Raw genomic sequence first — 18652 nt, forward strand, 5'->3', positions numbered from 1 at the left:
TTGCCGTTTGGCTTCCTACGTCAGTTCTGGAAATATCAGCATAACTCACGCTTGTTCCTTCCGGAAGTATTCCTTCAATTTCAAGCGACTTGACATTTCCATCGTAAACAAAGCTTCCGTTTTCGAAAGTGATGCCTTCGACTGTTGCCGGTGTTATGGCCAAAGTAGCGGTCAGTACCAGTGTGCTGTAGTTGTCACCCGTGATCGTTGCGGTTGCCGTTTGGCTTCCGACATTGGTCAGGCTGTTGTTGCTGTATGCTACCGAAGTTCCTTCCGGAAGTGTTCCTTCAATTTCAAGTGACTTGGCAGTGCCGTCGTAAACAAAGCTTCCGTCTTCGAAGGTGATGGCTGTAATTTCTGCTGGTGTGATCGAAAAGTCAGCGCCTGTGAAGGCAATCGTATAGTTGTCTCCAGCTGTCAAACTGCCTTGGATGATTTCAAAGTTGCCTACGTCCTCGCCTTCGGCTCTGGTGAGTGCTCCGGTGAATTCGTCTTCACCAATTAACTCTCCAGAAGTCAACCTATAGGTCAAACTTGGATCTACTGATCCGTAAACCTTGCTCTGGTTTTCATCGGCTGTCACGGTCAAGGCTTTTTGATTGACCGTTAAGTTCTGCTCCACCGATTCTGCCGCAAAATTCTCCTCATCACCAGCCTGAGTTGCTGTAATTTTAGTAGTACCCGTCTTTAGAATAGTGGCCTGATTTCCGCTGATGCTGACTACCGTTGGGTCTTCGGCGGCATAAGTCACCGTCAGTCCTCGGTCTGTCACCGCATTTCCTAAGGTAAAGGTAAGATCACCATAGGTTTTTTCTCCAATCTCATCGAATGTGATCGTCTGCTCGTTTTTATTCCGTGTGGTGAAAGTCCATGTGTAGGAAGCTGCAGAGAATCCTTCAATAGAATTATCCGAACCATCCACCACAAAGCCTTGCGGAATCTCCACTAGGATTTGAGTATTTAAAGAAAGATTTTCGGTGATCGATAGGGATACACTAAGTCTATCTTCGGAAAGCACGAATAACGCACGAACCTCTGGATCGATTAGGTCAAATTCAAAGATGGATACCAAGGTGCAATGATCCTCTCCTACTTTAGAAAGTTTGAATACCCCTGTATTCCCCAAGTCCACTTCTTCGTCAAAAGTGAGGATAAGTGTAGGCTGAAGAGCCACATTCGTCGCATTGTTAGCAGGTGAAAGGGTAGTGATGAATGGTGCGCTTTCATCAGTCACTGTAATGGTAAACGACTGCTCAGTAAAGCCTGCATCATTCGTAGCTCGGAGAGTAACCGGATGATCTCCTAAATCTGATTTGGCTGGAGTACCTGTCAATACATCCCTTGTCTGAAGACGATAAACTTCATTGGTGTTGACTTTTGCATATACCAAAAGACCACTAGAACTTAGCGATAAACTCCAAATATTATCTGAAGCACTCATAGACACTACTTCAAAAGAAGAAAAATCAGAGCTGTATTTTCTTATGCCTCCATTATCCATTGATATGTAAAAATTACCGCTATCGTCTGTTTTGATGGAGGTTGGTCCCTTCGGTAAGTCTGATAAAACTGTAATTAACTCAATTCCATCATATTTCAGGATTGAATTCATTTCGAAAGCTGCAAAAAATAAATTGTTGTCATTATCAATTGTCAATCCAAATGGACTATTTGAAAACAGATCACTCAATACAACTGAAACTTCTTTGGTAGTCTCATTGATTTTTAGAATCTCACTTGAAGGATAATTTGCAGCATAGATGAAGCCATCTTTATCTATCAAGGAGATTACTCCACCTGATCTTGACAAGAAAACCTCTTCCTCAGCTGACGGATTATTCAACGGCACTCGAGTGATAGCATTTGAAAAATTATTATTTCTTGAAATATAGAGGTAACCATTAGCAATATGCAGTGAGAAGACATTTCCAAAAATTCCTGACCTCCAAGAAGTACTGGTACCATCGGGGGTGATTTTAAAGATCTGAGTACCATCTGTTCGAATGGTATAAATATTTCCATCATTGTCCGCAGCTGCACCTCTAAGTCGAACTCCATCAGGTACCGTCCCAGCTAATGAAGCTGGTCCAGACTCGCCTGAATTGAAACTTAACCATGCTGGCAAAGTAGGTGCGCTGATTGTTGTTTCTAATTCACCTTCTACCGAACCTTCAATAGTGTAATTGTAAAATTGATCATATGGAATAGTTGTAATCGGAGTACTCGCGATCGTGGGTGCCGTAGGTGATTGAGTGTCAAAGGAAACTTCCTCTCCATAAGCAGTTCCCTTCGAATTGGTCGCATAAGCTCTGACATAAATCGTAGAACCAGATGGCAATCCCGTAACGGTTTCAGAGAAAGTGCCCTTGCCAGAACCCATTTCAATTTTTGTGTCGGTAATGGTAGGGTTGGTATTAACCGACCAAACAATACCTCGCTCCGTCACTGCTACCCCACCGTCAGAAGTAACTTCTCCGCCGAGTGTAGCAGAAACTGTAGTCACATTGATAGAAGTAGCAGTAGTTAGTTCAGGTAAAGAAACCAGAACTAATCCCGGAATCGGGTTTACCTCAGTACTTGCGCCTATTTCATCATAAGCAAAAGCTTGTAGATAGGGGTAAGAAATGTATCCATCATCTTCAGCCGAAACCTTTATTCTCCAGACCGTATCAAACTCCCAGGACGCACTCAAATAAAGATTTTTATCCTTCAACTCTGCTGTTGGCAGCCCTGTGCCACCGTCTGCATTTCCGGCTTGGCCGGAAGTCTCTAAATCCCAAAATCCATTTTCAATTGGATTTGAATAGTCAAGTCCTCCAGTAAGCCCTCCAACAGATGATCCAGACCCTTGAATTTCTCCAATGGCATATACATTTATTAATGCTGTACGGTCACCAAATCCAACTATTCCTCCTATTTGATTGCCAGAACCTAAAATATCGACGAGGGAATATGAATTTATGATCTTAGTTTGATCTGATTGACCAATTAATCCTCCTAAATACTCAGCACCTTGAATGGTTCCTCTTGCAAATGATTTATTAATGGAAGTTTCTGTCGTTTGTCCATTATAATATCCGATCAAACCTCCGATAACTGAGATTCCCGAAATAGTTGCCTGAGCAAAACTTGCTTCAATTTTGCCTCGGAACAAATTGCCCACAATCCCTCCAATGTAATTCTCACCTAAAAGAACTCCATCTACAGAAGAATTAATAATAGTTGTAAAATCCGCACTTCCAATCAATAATCCGCCATAATAATCCCCCGATGTTACGCGGGCATTAATTACATGTACATTATCAAAATCTGAATAATATACAGACCCAACTAAAGTTCCTGTATAATTTGCGCCTTCAACATCAAAATCTTTTAAGGTTAAATTTTTTATAGTTGAATTGGATAGATTTCCAAACAAACCAATGTATTCGCTATCCTCCCTGTTAATGAAAAGATCTATGATTCTATATCCCTTTCCATCAAAGTAAATATTAGTAAGACTAGAGGGAGGTAACCATCCAGCACCTGAATTAGCCGTTTCAGCGGCATAAGTTTCATAGCCTGAACTTGCAGCATTAAGGTCATTATTTAAAATGAAGTAATTAGTCGGGAAATTTCGAATGTTAAAAAGATGCTCCCAATTTTCAATTTGATACGGTTGTGATTCTGTACCAGTTCCACCTGCAAAGAGTGCGGAACTTGTTACGGAAGCACTTGCTATTCCTGTTGCGGTGGATGTGACTGCGCGAAGCTGAATCGTATAAGAAACACTATTTTCGAGACCGGTGAGGGTAAGCGGTGAGGTCGTTTGGGCTGGATCCAGTGGAGTCCATGAGTCTCCCTCGTCCAGGGAATATTCGTAATTCGTGATCGCACTTCCCCCGTCTGAGCCATCAGTGAAGGTAATTTCCACCTCACCATTCTTTCGGGTAGTAGAAAGTGTTGTAGGTGCAGCAGGGGGAACAGGTGCCGGAGTGATTTCCAAATTAGCAGTCAGCACCAGCGTAGTATAGTTGTCACCTGTGATCGTTGCGGTCACTTCCTGCGATCCCACTTCCGCTCTGGAGTTCTCGCTGTAGGATACAGAAGTACCCTCCGGGAGGTTGCCAACTATTACAAGAGATTTAGAAGTTCCATCAAAGACATAGCTACCGTTTTCGAAATCGATATCTTCAATTGTTGCCGGGGTAATCGTAAAGTTGGCTCCTGTAAAGTCAATTGAATACTTGTCTCCAGCACTCAAATTACCTTGTTCAATTGCGTAGGTCCCGACGTTTTCTCCGCTTGCTCTGGAAAGTGTTCCGGTTAGAATTGTGGAATTGTCATCCCCTTCAAATCCGGTTGCTTCATAACTGAAGATTGGGTCAGCTTCTCCGAAAACTTTGCTTTGGTCTGCATCAACAGCAATAGTCAATACTTTCTCATTCAGGATCGTAAATGCTTCCGAAGGGCAGGAACTTCCCGCACTATTGACAGCACGAAGCATGATAGAACTTGCATCAACCGGAAAATCACTGATGCTCAATGGACTTGAAGTTGCAGCAGGTGAAACAGCAACCCAGCTATCACCATTATCAGTTGAGTATTCGTAGTTGGTAATTGCCGGTACAAATTCTGATAAGGATTGGGTAAAAGCAACATTAGTAGTGATGCCAATTGTTACCGAAGTTATCACCGGTGCCTCGGCTACTGGAATATAACCACTAGTCATTACACGGTTACCCATTCCAGAAAATGCCACCGCGACAAAAAGCCCTTTGCCGTAGGTAACCGAATACCAGCTTTCATCCGAAGCTGATGTTCTCAATGTCCAGTCAGTCCCATTTGGGCTCGTCATCACACGATTATCCGTACCGGTACTTGCCACCGCCACAAAAAGTCCGTTACCATAGGTAACGCTCATCCAGGTATTATTGGCTGCCGAGGATCGTATGGTCCAGTTAATTCCATCCGGGCTAGTCATAACACGGTTACCATTACCATTAGATGATACCGCCACAAAAAGATTATTGTCGTAGGTAATACTTCGCCAGATATTGTTCGCCGCTGGGGTTCTACTCGTCCACGTAATCCCATCTGGGCTTGTCATCACTCCTCTACCGGCACCGTTATAAGCCACTGCCACAAATAGCCCTTTGCCGTATGCAACACCGTTCCAGCCGTTATTCTCCGCTGAGGTCCTGGAGGTCCAGTTAATCCCATCCGGGCTTGTCATCACACGATTACCCGTACCGGTAATTGCCACTGCCACAAAAAGACCATTGCCGTAAGTAACACTAGCCCAATCATTATCCGTGGCAGAGGTCCTTGACGTCCAAGTTATTCCATCTGGACTCGTCATTACTCGGTTACCGAATCCAGTATCCGCCACCGCCACAAAAAGTCCGTTGCCGTAGGTAACGCTGTTCCATCTATTATCCGCAGAGGTCCTCGATGTCCAAGTAATCCCGTCAGTACTCGTCATCACACGGTTTCCTGTACCGGTACCTGCCACTGCCACAAAAAGTCCATTACCGTAGGTAACGCTGTTCCAGCCATTACGTACTGCCTGAGTTTGTCCAATCCAATTAGTGCCAATATCGATGGATGTAGCGGGAATTAATCCCATGGTCTCCGTGGACGTACCGGTTCCCGCAGAATTTACCGCACGGAGCTTTAACTCATAGGGGGTACAGTTCGTTAAGCCATTGTTTATGATCAGCGGACTTTCCGTGATTGCCGGTGAAGGCGTTGTCCAAGTTGCTCCATCATCTGTTGAATATTCATAATTGCTGATGGCAGCTCCCCCATCATTGGCAGGTGCGGTAAACTGAACCATACCGCCATTGTTGATTGGGATAATCACCAGACCGGTAGGGGCATCCGGAACAGTGGCGATTGAAGGCGTTGCCATTACGCTATTGGAAACACAAGAAGCACCAACCGAATTGATCGCCCGCAGTTGTATGGTATAGCTTGTCTCTTGGTTAAGGCCAGTGATATCTAGAGGACTTTGGGTAGAAGCAGGAAATCGTGCTGTCCAACTGTTCCCGCCATCCGTAGAATATTCATAATTGCTGATTGAAGGCGCAAATACAGCGGCAGTTTGCGTAAAATCAACCCTTACAGCTTGGTCTCTTGCTGATATTGCTGTGATTACCGGTGCATCGGCCACCGGAGAAAAGGAACTTGTCATCACACGATTACCTATTCCAGTATTTGCAACCGCCACAAAAAGACCATTGCCGGAGGTAACCGAATGCCAATCGTTATCCGTCGCCGAGGATTGTATTGTCCAAGTAATACCATCCGGGCTCGTCATCACACGATTACCGGAACCGGTATTAGACACTGCTACAAAAAGCCCATTGCCGAAGGTAACACCACTCCAGCTAATGCTTGCCGCCGAAGCCCTTGACGTCCAGGTAATCCCGTCAGGACTCGTCATCACACGATTTCCCGAGCCAGAATTCGCAACCGCTACAAAAAGCCCTTTACCATAGGTAATACTAGCCCAGGTATTATCCTCTGCCGAGGTTCTTGATGTCCAATTAATTCCATCAGGGCTCGTCATCACACGATTGCCCGTTCCGGAACTACCGACCGCCACAAAAAGGGAATTAGCGTACGTAACCGACTCCCATGTGTTATTCACCGCTGAGGTCCTCAGCGTCCAGTTAATCCCATCTGGACTCGTCATCACACGGTTACCCGTACCGGAATTAGCCACCGCCACAAAAAGACCATTGCCGTAACTAACGCTGGTCCAATTATTATCAGCCGCCGAGGTCCTCGATGTCCAGGTGAGCCCATCAGAGCTAGTCATCACACGGTTGCCCGTACCAGAATTAGCAACCGCTACAAAAAGCCCGTTGCCATAGGAAACGCTGGTCCAGTTATTATACAAAAAAGCTGAGCTCGCTGTCCAGCTAATCCCGTCGGAACTTGTCATCACACGACTACTGGCACCTAGGTTAGCCACCGCTACAAAAATTCCTTTGCCGTATGTAACGCTTTTCCAGCCATTATCCAATGCCGAAGTCCCCGAAATCCAAGTGATGCCGCTTTCGGTGGATGTGGTGGGAGTTAACCCAATTGACTCAGATTCCGCTCCGCTTCCCGCAGAATTTACCGCACGGAGCTTTAACTCATAGAGGGTACAGTTCGTTAAGCCATTGTTTATTATCAGTGGACTTTCCGTGATTGCCGGTGAAGGCGTGATCCAAGTTGCGCCATCATCTGTTGAATATTCATAATTGGTGATGGCGGCCCCTCCATCGCTGACAGGTGCTGTAAACTGCACCATACCGCCGTTGTTGAGCGGAGTAATCACCAGATCGGTAGGAGCATCCGGAGCCGTGCCGATTGAAGGCGTTGCCGATATGCTATTGGAAACACAAGAAGTACCAACCGAATTGATCGCCCGCAGTTGTATGCTATAGCTTGTCTCTCGATCAAGACCAGTGATGTCCATTGGACTTTGGGCAGAAGCCGGAAAACGTGCTGTCCAACTGCTCCCACCATCCGTAGAATACTCATAATTGCTGATTGAAGGCGCAAATACAGCGGCAGTTTGGGTAAAATCAACCCTTACTGCATTGTCTCTTGAAGTTATTGCTGTGATTACCGGTGCATCGGCAACTGGAGAAAAGGTACTTATCATCACTCGATTGCCAGTTCCAGTATTTGCAACCGCCACCAAAAGGCCGTTGCCGGAGGTCACCGAACGCCAATCGTTATCCGTCGCCGAGGACCGTATTGTCCAAGTAATTCCATCAGGACTGGTTATCACTCGATTATCCGCACCGGTACTGGCAACCGCCACAAAAAGGCCATTGTCGTAGGTTACACCATTCCAGCTATTATTGGCCCCCGAGACCCTTGACGTCCAAGTAATCCCGTCCGGGCTGGTCATCACTCGGTTACCTGTTCCGGTACTACCAACCGCCACAAAAAGGCCATTGCCATAGGTAACACTATTCCAGGTATTATCGGCAGCCGAGGTCCTTGATGTCCAACTAATCCCATCAGGGCTCGTCATCACACGATTACCCGTACCGGAAGTAGCGACCGCCACAAACATCCCGTTGCCGTAGGCAATACTAGCCCAGTTATTGTCCGCCGCAGAGGTTCTTGACGTCCAGGTAATCCCATCGGTGCTCGTCATCACCCGGTTACCCGTACCACTATTAGACACAGCCACAAATAAGCCATTACCGTAAGTAACCGACTGCCATGCAATATTCGCCGACGGGGTCCTCAGCGTCCAGTTAAAACCATCCGGACTGGTCATCACACGGTCATCCCTACCGGCACTCGCCACTGCCACAAAAAGTCCATTTCCGTAAGTAACGCTACTCCAACTATTATTCCCCACAGATCTCCCTATTGTCCAAGTTATCGCATCCGGGCTCGTCATTACCCTGTTAGTTGTACCGGTATTCGACACTGCCACAAAAAGGCCGTTGCCGTAGGCCACACTAGTCCAATTATTATTCTCTGCCGAAATTCCAGATACCCAATTGGTACCGCTATCGATGGATGTGACGGGAGTTAAACCCATGGCTTCTGAAGCACTACCGCTTCCCGAAGCGTTTACCGCACGGAGCTTCAGCTGATAGGGGGTACAATTGGTTAAGCCACTGCTGATAATCAGGGGGCTTTCCGTTATCGCCGGTGAAGGAGTGATCCAAGTTGCGCCATCATCTGTTGAATATTCATAATTGGTAATGACAGCTCCCCCATCATTGGCAGGTGCAGTAAACTGAATCATACCTCCCCCATTGATTGGGGTAATCACTAGACCTGTTGGCGCATCAGGCACACCCGCTGAAATCTCGGCTTGCCTAATTTCGATTACGTTCACTTTCCCAATAGAAAGGGGTTGCCTTTCTGTTACCACTTCATTTGTAGTGGAAATTTTGGCGATTCGCTCGGAAGTATTACCACCTACTGTTGTAAATGCTCCTCCACTATTAAAATTATTGCCATCTTCAGCAATGGCTGTTACTTCACCATCAATCAATAAGGGCTGAGGGATAATCGTTTGTCCTACAAGAGGTGAGTGTAAACCCATCAAAATAGAGAAAAAACATGCAAGAAGGACATGTATTCCAGAAGGGGTAGGGATAGGGAGCACTAAACTGGATCCTAGATTCAATTTTTGTATCAACCTTTCGAACAGCTTTGATTTGGCCATTTTCAAATTTTTAATAAATAAGTATTCCATAAAACCAGAGATTTGGGTTGGGCTATTGCGTTTTTTCACAGTATGTTTTTTTCAAACACACTTACAGACCTGTCAATAATTCAACAAGGGTAAAATTTCAAAAGCTACTTTTAGAGATGTAGGGATTTTGAAATTCTTCGGTAAAAGAAAATGTGATTTGCAGTGGATGATTGGATTTCTGACCATCTTAATGAAATTTCCTCGAGGTCATTGTTGAGGATGGAATGCAAGTAAGAAAATGACCCGATTGATTTTGGGTGATGCTGATTTTGGATTTGATAGGGATCAAATTCAGTCTCGACTTCTCCCGCAAAATCCGGAAGAAATGAGCGGGAAGCAGTTGATAAAACTGCAAATGACTTCACGGTTTCAACACAGAAAAAATTGATGAAAATCCGGCTGAAATGATTTTCTAAAAAAGGGTGGAATCTGGATTTTCCTTTCCCTTCAGCAAGAAAAATTCCATCTTTCACGGCTTGGTTTTTGGATTCAAAACTCTGGGTTTTCGCACTCCTCCGACTTGAGAAAAATAAGCGTTTGAATAGGTGGCTTGGTGATTCGGTTGGGTAGAATTTCTTCATATGTCGCTAACGGTTTGGGTGATTTTGAAAAGCTAAAAGACTTGAACAATGCACGATAGGAGCTCTAATCAAGAGAAAATTCCTGAATTTTGTCTGGAAATTATGTTCCGAAAGAGGTTTTTGAAACATGAACCCGGGGAACTTCTTTTTGACTAATGGGAACTTCAAAAATCAATGGACGAAAACGTCAAAAATTTTAATGAATAATTGTCCAAAAGATAAAAATCCTGATTTTTCAGGCCCGAAGAGTAGAACTGAAAACCCATTCAGAGACGATATTGAATAGCCTTATGAATTTTCTCGGTTTTTTTTCCCTCAAAAAATCAGCTGGATTTTTATTTTATTGCTATCCTAAAATTTATCAAACTTAGCATGCAATTGAATAAAAATACACCATTCATAGGCAATAATTATTACGAATCCATAACAAAAAACAGCTGGATGTCCCAGCGAAATTCATTGAGCAAATCGAGGTAATTTTTTACAGTATTCTGGGCCTTTTGTTGGTTGAGGTTTTTCAAAGATTGTTAAAAAAATCGGGTTCAAAATTTAGCGAAAAAGCAAACTTCAGATCCTGCGTTTTGACTGGTTAAACCGGAGTCTGAAATGGGTTTCCTATTGGGATTGACATTGCCGGAAAATCAGGCTATTTGGAGACCAATTTCTGACACAAATAGGGTGATGTCAATAAAAATCAACATCTAACCGACCATCAGTTAATTACAATCTTGAATTGAATTCGCAATGCATAACACGGGTTAAAAAAACAAAAAAAATCCGGACCTGAACAAACAGATCCGGATTTTTTAGAAGGGCTGAACAATTTAATTTTTCTCCAATCCCGGGCTTCTTTCCAAAAACTCCTGATAGAATCGAATGTGTCTGTTGCTCATCGGAACCCTAAATCCGTCGATAAATACATGGCGGATCTGTGATCTGGTTTCAAAAGGATCACCTGTGGAAACGAAAAGCGTGGCATCTTTTCCCACTTCGATGGAACCCAATCTATCGGCTACGCCAAAGACTTCGGCAGAATTGATGGTCACCGCTTTCAAGGCTTCTTCCTTTCCCATTCCATAGGCTGCGGCAAAGCCGGCATTGAAGGGAAGGTTTCTGGTGTTTTCGGAATCATTGGAGCGAATCACCACTTTTACCCCTGCTTTCGCCATTTTGCCCGGATTGGTGTAGGAAGCATCAAATCTGTCTGATTGTCTGGTCGGTATGGCCAGCATCGGTCCAGTGATCACGGGCAAATTCGCTGCTGCGATTTTATCGGCTACTCTCCAGCCTTCCGCCACACCTGTCAGAATCGCTTTAATTTCTTTGTTTTCAAGCCATTTGATGGCCAACTCAATGTCACTAGCCGCATTCACTTCGACCAATAGTGGCAATTCACCGGAGACCACTTTTGCCAATTGCTCCATTTCTGGGTAATAAGGCAAAGCTGCTTTTGCGCTTACCAATTGATGATAAGTTGTGGCTCTTTCCCAGATATCGTTTAGGTTTTTCTGTGCTTTCTCAGCATCTTTTTTGACATCCTCGTCGCTTCTTCTGTCCCAAGTGCTTCTTCTAGCGGAGGAGGGGAAATTAAGGATCACACCTTTAAAACCAGCATACATTTGATCTGGCGTGTATCCATTGAGATTGATCAATGCGGCTGTTCCAGGAAACATTCCACCCGAAGGTGTGGCCAATATCGTCGTCACCCCGCTGACACGTGTCACGGGTATCGCTATTGAATTTGGATTGACGGCTACAAGGGCTTGCATGTTTGGGGTTACTTGACCGATTTCGGCATAATCCTGGGTTTCGGCCAGTGAACCAACCTCTACCAAGCCCAATTGACTTCCTCCATCAAACATACCGGGATAAATGAATTGGCCTGAACAATCGATTACTTCGGCATCTCCTGCTGCCACATTGGTTCCCACGGCTTCGATTCTACCGTTGGCGATCAGGACGCTTCCATTTTGAATCGTTCCTTTGGTCACTGTGACGATGGTGGCATTCTGCAGAAGAAACCTTCCATTTCTGGGCTTTATGAATTCTCCGTCAAATTGGGCCTGCGCCAAAATCGGTGACAAGGCCAATGCAACTGTATATAATATTGCTCTAAATTTCATCATGTTGAATAGTGTTTTGGAGTATCCAAGGTTCTTTTAATGGGAATGTTCAAATAGATTCCTACCGAAGTTGGTGAAGAAGAAATCAACACCATGCATGCATCTTTCATCATGTTCCTTGAGAAAGATCGGTTCAACTGCGTCTGTTGCACTTACCTTGATCCGCATGTCATTCGCATCGGTATTGATGTCAAAATATTTGACCCCATCGACGAAAGTCATTTGTGGAATGGCATAAACAGAGAGTGGATGTTCATTGAAAATCACCAAATCCCCTTGTTTTCCCTCTTCGATAGACCCGACCTTATCGGCGATCCCCAATTGCTTGGCAGGATTGATCGTAATCAATGCGAGTGTTTGGTCATCTGTCAATTCTCCGTAGCGTTGTGCTTTTCCCGCTTCGTGGTAGAGGTGACGGATCAATTCCCCTGAATCAGAATTGATGGAAGTGACCACTCCATTTTTCGTCAGTATGGCCGCGTTGTAAGCTGTGGAATAGTACACCTCAAACTTGTATGCCCACCAATCCGCAAAAATAGAGGCACCCATCGTATATTCAGCCAGTTCCGGAGCGACTTTAAAGCCTTCGTTGACGTGGGAGAAAACAATGTTTGTGATGTTGAATTCCCTGCAGACATTGATCAACATGTAGATTTCATCGGCACGATAAGAATGACAGTGGATGATGATCTTTCCGTCAAGGATATCCACCAAGGTTTGCAGGCGCGTATCAAATTTAGGAGGAATGGGAGTGGCTCCTTTTTTCTTCAAAGCGGCATTGTAGTCTTCCCAGGTCTTTTTGTATTGGATGGCCTCATTGAAACCGTTTCGGATAACTGCCTCAACACCCATTCTGGTTCGGGGTTGATTGTTGTTGCCTCGACCGTGAACCCTCGTTGGGTTTTCCCCCAGGGCAAACTTGATCGTTCGGGCTGCGTCCTGCATGAATAGATCTTGGGGATTGCTGGTTCCGAATCGGTGTTTCAGGGTAATGTTCTGACCACCGATCGCATTCGCAGAACCGTGCATTGCATGGGAGATGGTCACGCCACCTGCCAATGCGCGGTAAATTCCCACATCATATGGATTGACTACATCTTCCATTTTCACTTCTGAAGTAATGGGGGAGGTGGCTTCATTGACGGCATCTAAGCCCACATGGGAATGGGCATCTATGATTCCTGGCATAAGGAATTTGCCAGTGGCATCTATGGTTTGAACATTCGAAGCGCTGAGGTTTTTCCCGACTTTCTTGATAATGCCATTTTCAACCAGCACATCTGTATCTTCCAATGTCCCATTGGTAATGGTGATCACGGTTGCATTTTTGATCAGGATTGATCCTTTTTGGGTTTGGGCCATTGATGGCATGCTTCCCAAGACCAATAAAGCAGCTATTATTGAGGTAAATTTCTTCATCTGATTGGTGATTAAAGGTTTGGTTTTTTATTGGCCTTCATTGGAAAACTTCCATATTCCGCAATGGATAGGTTGCCCTCGAACGATCCGCCTTTAATTTCTCCAGTCACATTTACCTTAAGGAGATTCCCTTCTACGGGGACCTCAAAATTGAAACTCAGGGTATTGTCTGAATAGGTGATGGAATTCATTCCTGTGCTCGCCTTCCCTGTCCCGGCTGGATCATCATAGGTGATGGTACCGGTATATCCTGCATCCCCTTTCTTGATTTCGATTGTTCCGCCAGAACTGCCGGCGGGAGTTTCCGAAGTATATTCCCAAACTCCTTCAATCCCATTTCCTTTATTCTTGGCTTTCAAGTCATAATCAAATAAGTATCCATCAGCCATCACATATTTCACTTCAGCTTCCTCAGCGAATATTGGCTTGGTGGAAATGATCAAATTGGCCAATTTCCCTTTTTCCAAGGTTCCGGTGAATTTCTGAATATTCAGTATTTCGGCATTGTTGATCGTCAAAGCAGCCAAAGCAGCATCCTCACTGAGTCCATTGGCAACCATAAGTCGGATGTTTTTCATCATGTCTCCTGATTTGGCACCCAAGGTGATAAATCCGAATTTGACCCCTGCTTTTTCGAGGATTCCAGCTTGTTTCAAGGCATTCTGATGTGCAGCCTTGACGCGGTCCAACCTAGATTTGATGTCCTCACTTTTATTGTCTTTTTTGTCCTTGAAAGCTTTGTCATCCGGTAAATTCAAGCTGAGTAAAATCTTGGTATCTGATCCTTTGATCTCATCGATGACGCGATCCACATCGGTGACGCCCACGAGAACCATCCGAAATCCAAGCTCTTTTTGTAAGCTCAATGCTCTGCGGATTTCAAGATCGTCCGCTACCTCAAAAAGGATAGGGATGTTTTTGTCCAAAACTGGATAAAATGCCTCATAGGTTTTGTTCATTTCCGGTCTGGCCAAACCCGCTGCGGAAGCAAAAAGCCGAGCGTGTTGGGCCGACAATTCCGCGTTTTTGTAGAGATCCCTGAATTTGGCCATGACACCAAGGGTTGTGGCAGGATAGGTCCCTCTTGACCCTCTGAATTTGGCATAAAGGCCAGTGTTTTGCGCCAACACATTGGAGGACTTGCTATTGCCAAAGACGACAATTGCCGACTTGCCTGTAAGCATCCCACCATCGGGAATCAATTGTGCGATGGTGAATCCTGTTTTTCTCCAATCTGCGATTTGATTGCTTTTGGGATCAAAATGATCCATCACCTGTCTCCAGGGGGTGATTCCAGCCAATTCATCGGAGGGATCAGAAGGGTTGAAATTTTCGCCTTTTTGGGGATCGTTGGGTTTTGTGATGCCTGAATTGCTGGCACCATCGATGAATCCGGGATATATAAAAAGTGAATCTGCCTTGATCAGCTGTGTTTCAGCGGGTAAACTGAGATTGGTGCCTACCGCATGAATCAATCCATCTTTGATGAGAATGGTGGCACCAGCCATTGACTTTCCTGGCGCTGTGGTGATGGTGGCATTGGTAATGGCATAGGTTCCTGTAACTCTCTTTTCTCCGGTAGGATCACTTTGGGCAATCAAGGGTGAAAGGGAAGTGCAAAGAACCAAAATCAATAAGCTACCAAAAAGCTTAATATTTGGGTTGATATTCATTTGTACCTTCTGTTATTGGTTTTTTATAAGCTTGTAAGCTAACAAAAGATATTTTTCTGAAAAAAGTTTTTTTTTTTCTAGGGATTAAAAAGGTAGGAACGGCAATTAATTGGAATTGGACGTCAATTATCATAATACAAAATCAATTGATGATTTTTGAGCTTTTTTTAAGCGGGAAATATCACTTTTTTTATAATTCTTATCTTGTATATTTCGATATCATTAAATGATATTAATATGAAAAATGTTTTAATTATTGAAGACGATCTATTGATATCAAGCTTGGTGCGTTTTCGCCTAAAGAAAGATGGATACAATGTTACAACGGCTGAGGACGGTTTGGCAGGGATTCATGCTATTGATAACAATCAACTTGATTTGATCATTACAGACGTAATGATTCCTTTCAAAAATGGTATTGAAATCATCAATCACTCTAAGAAATATTTCCCAAATATCCCGATAATAGTCTTGAGTTCTTTAGGTGAAGAGGAGAGCACTGTGCTGGAAGCCTTTAATCTAGGTGCTTCTGATTTTATCCCCAAGCCATTCAATCCCAATGAGTTGGCGATAAGGGTAAGAAGGTTAATCAAGAATTAGTATCAATGAACGTAGAGTTTTACAAAAAGCATTTTTACTTACTTTTATTTTTAAATCTTTGCTTCACCAATTTTTCTTTTGGACAGTCTCCTGGGATTTTAGGAGAAGATTCGCGCAGAATTCTAGGTTCCAATTCAATCATTCAGGGGGTTTCCTACCAAATTGACTTGGAGGTGTCTGATACAACCCTAAATTTAACCGATTTAGGCTTTACAAAATCGCCTCTAATCGACAATAAGTGGACTTCCGCTTCTTTACCTGATTATGGAGCAGTTCTTTTTTTGCAGGACTCTCTTCTCAAAATACGCAACTCCACTTCAGTCGTTCGCTATTTTCTTTACGACGATGAAGTCACCACCTCAGCGCTTGAGGAATATTTGGACAATCTTAGTCGGAATGAATTGTTGTTGAATGACAAGACTTTAGGAAATCAAAGCCTTGATGACCAAGGAGAGTTGATTTTGAAAGGAGCCAAAATACCCTTTAAACCTCTTTATAAAATTAAAATCAAGATTTTGAATGACATTAAGATGATTCTCTTGATTGGGATTCTTTTCTTTTTTTTGGTGTCTTGCGTGGTTTTGGTTTTGATTATGGTCATCGTAAAAATGCGCAAAAACAGAGAAAGAATCCTGACCAAAAGATTCAAGAAATTATGTTATGAGCCCATTTCGACTTTGCTTTTTGATTATGAGCTTGCGCAACTCCAAGCCTATTCTACGGAGGATTTAGAGGCGTTTTTTCCGAAAAATTACCTGTCACAATCACTTTTTCGAAACGTGATGATTCAGGAAATCATCAGTTTGAACAAGAACATGAAGGGGGATTTCAAAGCCAAATTGAAATTGATATACCGAAAACTTGATCTTCATGTTTTTTCCATGAAAAAACTGGAAAGCAAACGCTGGGACATTATCGCTACAGGAATCACTGAAATCAATGAAATGGATGTCAACGAGGCCCTTTCACGAGTTCAGGATTTTGCCATGGACAAAAATTTTTACATTCGATCCAATGCCGTCGCGACCATTTTGAACCTTTCCAATGACAGTGAACTCCAAGTCTTGGTCAATCAAAAATATCCGCTTTCCAGATGGCAGCAAATGATTTATCTTAGGATAATCAAATTCTTAACTTCACAGAAAGTCGTAAAAATCGAAAATCTGTTTGATTCAGAAAATGAGTCTGTTCGGATTTTTGGAATCAAGCTGGTGAAGATTATGGGTAAAATGGAGGCTATCAAAAGTCTTTCAGGAATATTTTATAAAGCTGGTGATTTTGAGAAAATCCAAATCCTGAAAACCTATGATGCGCTGAATGCCGAAAGTGAATTGGAGCAAATCCATCATGCTTTGTTTTCCGACTCTCACGCCCTTAGGATTCAGGCCATGATTGTACTGAAAAATTTAGGAGATATCCAGTCTCAAGCGCTTCTAATCGAAAGATTTGCTGTTTTGACTGATTTTGAATCCAAAAAGGCAATAATGGACACCATGCACACTTTAAGTAAAGATAATTTTCATGAAATGACGAAGGGTGTGGAAGATAAGGAAGTAATAAGAATCTGTCAACACCTAGAAGACCCCATTTTGACCCATGTATAGTCTATTGTTCAGTATACTAATGGATGTGTTGGGGATTATGTTCCTGCTTTACAGTTTTTCAATCATTTTGATTTACCTGTCTACCACCATTCTCTCCGCCCTGGAAATGCGGGACCATCTTCGGAAAAATAAATTCTCGGATTATGGAGACATTATTACCAGTCCCTTTGCTCCAGGGATTTCCTTGATCGCCCCCGCCTACAATGAGTCCAAAAGTTTGGTGCAAAATGCAAAGAGTCTTTTGTCATTGCATTATGGCAAATTTGAAGTAATCATCATCAATGACGGGTCAAAAGATGATTCTATCCAAGTGATGATTGACAATTTTGACTTGGTCAAAACAAAATACGCTTACAATCCCTCCATTGAGACCAAGCCCGTTCGGGCCATCTATAAATCCACAAATCCCAGTTATTCCAAACTGACCTTTGTCGACAAGGAAAACGGAGGAAAAGCAGATGCGCTCAATGTGGGAATCAACATCGCCTGCCAAGAAATAATAGCCTGTATAGATGTGGATTGTATTCTTTCGAGCGATTCCCTCACCCGGATGATGCGGCCATTTATGGAAGAAACCAATCGGAAAGTCATTGCAGTCGGTGGCGTCATCGGTGTTGCCAATAATTGTGAGGTAAAGGATGGGACAGTAATCAAATACAGGGTTCCAGATTCCCTTTTGGGAAGGTTTCAGGTGATCGAATACTTTAGGGCTTTTCTGATGGGAAGGATGGCTTGGACGAGACTCAATGGACTGATGCTTATTTCCGGTGCTTTTGGATTTTTTGATCGGGAGCTGGTGCTCAAGGTAGGAGGCTATTTTCCTAAAACCGTAGGGGAAGACATGGAACTTGTCGTCAGGATGCGGAGATACATGGAAGAAATCAAGGTCCCGTATAAAGTTGGTTTTATTCCTGATCCTTTGTGTTGGACGGAAGTGCCAGAATCCGAGGAAATCCTATCCAGACAGAGAAACCGATGGATGCGGGGCACCATTGAGACGCTACAACTCCACCAAAAAATCAGTTTCAATCCCAAATATGGCGTCATGGGCATGGTTTCTTATCCCTTTTGGTCTTTGTTTGAAAAGGCAGCACCCATTATGGAAACACTCGGGGTACTTTATACACTTCTTTTGATCATTTCGGGAGACAGCAGTGCAATTTACCTGATTGTTTTGTTTGTGGTGATTTACTTCTTTTCTATCATGATTTCTTCCTTCAGTATATTGTTTGAGCAAATTGCCTACAATAATTACAAGGACAAAAAAGACCTGAGAAAACTCCTCATTACCGTGTTGTTGGAACCTTTTGTGATTCATCCCAAAATCGTATTCTGGGGATTGAAAGGCCATTGGGATTTTATCCGGGGCAAAGGTGGTTGGGGAATCATGATTCGTGCAGGCTTCAATAAAGCTACTGACAAACAAAAAGTTTCCAATACCTGA

General features: G+C 43.6%; 8 protein-coding genes. 3 read left to right on the forward strand and 5 right to left on the reverse strand.

From position 1 onward, the window contains the following. The 5 genes from Q7J63_RS10775 to Q7J63_RS10795 all read right to left on the reverse strand — a co-directional run. On the reverse strand, positions 1–9208 hold a 9208-nt coding region (locus Q7J63_RS10775), incomplete at its 3' end, for an MBG domain-containing protein (protein ID WP_304886044.1). 110 nt (positions 9209–9318) lie between these two features. Continuing rightward, on the reverse strand, positions 9319–9789 hold the full coding sequence (locus Q7J63_RS10780) for a hypothetical protein (RefSeq protein ID WP_304886046.1): 471 nt from the start codon (positions 9787–9789) through the stop codon (positions 9319–9321). A gap of 824 nt (positions 9790–10613) precedes the next feature. Continuing rightward, positions 10614–11915 (reverse strand): amidohydrolase family protein, encoded by a 1302-nt coding sequence (locus Q7J63_RS10785; protein ID WP_019598880.1) that lies wholly within the window; start codon positions 11913–11915, stop codon positions 10614–10616. A 33-nt stretch (positions 11916–11948) separates the two neighbouring features. Next, on the reverse strand, positions 11949–13331 hold the full coding sequence (locus Q7J63_RS10790) for an amidohydrolase family protein (RefSeq protein WP_019598879.1): 1383 nt from the start codon (positions 13329–13331) through the stop codon (positions 11949–11951). Between the two features lie 11 nt (positions 13332–13342). Then, on the reverse strand, positions 13343–15004 hold the full coding sequence (locus Q7J63_RS10795) for an amidohydrolase family protein (RefSeq protein ID WP_304886048.1): 1662 nt from the start codon (positions 15002–15004) through the stop codon (positions 13343–13345). A 237-nt stretch (positions 15005–15241) separates the two neighbouring features. Between Q7J63_RS10795 and Q7J63_RS10800 the strand changes: the two genes are divergently transcribed. The 3 genes from Q7J63_RS10800 (at position 15242) to Q7J63_RS10810 (ending at position 18652) form a co-directional block, all read left to right on the forward strand. Next, positions 15242–15604, forward strand: coding sequence for a response regulator transcription factor (locus Q7J63_RS10800; protein WP_019598876.1), 363 nt, complete (start codon positions 15242–15244; stop codon positions 15602–15604). 173 nt (positions 15605–15777) lie between these two features. Then, positions 15778–17208, forward strand: coding sequence for a hypothetical protein (locus Q7J63_RS10805; RefSeq protein WP_304886050.1), 1431 nt, complete (start codon positions 15778–15780; stop codon positions 17206–17208). Then, entirely contained in the window at positions 17201–18652 is a 1452-nt protein-coding gene (locus Q7J63_RS10810; RefSeq protein ID WP_031327211.1) for a glycosyltransferase family 2 protein, read from the forward strand. The genes Q7J63_RS10805 and Q7J63_RS10810 overlap by 8 nt, the downstream gene beginning before the upstream one ends.

It is taken from the genome of Rhodonellum sp. (genome assembly GCF_030656585.1).
GTDB lineage: Bacteria > Bacteroidota > Bacteroidia > Cytophagales > Cyclobacteriaceae > Rhodonellum > Rhodonellum psychrophilum.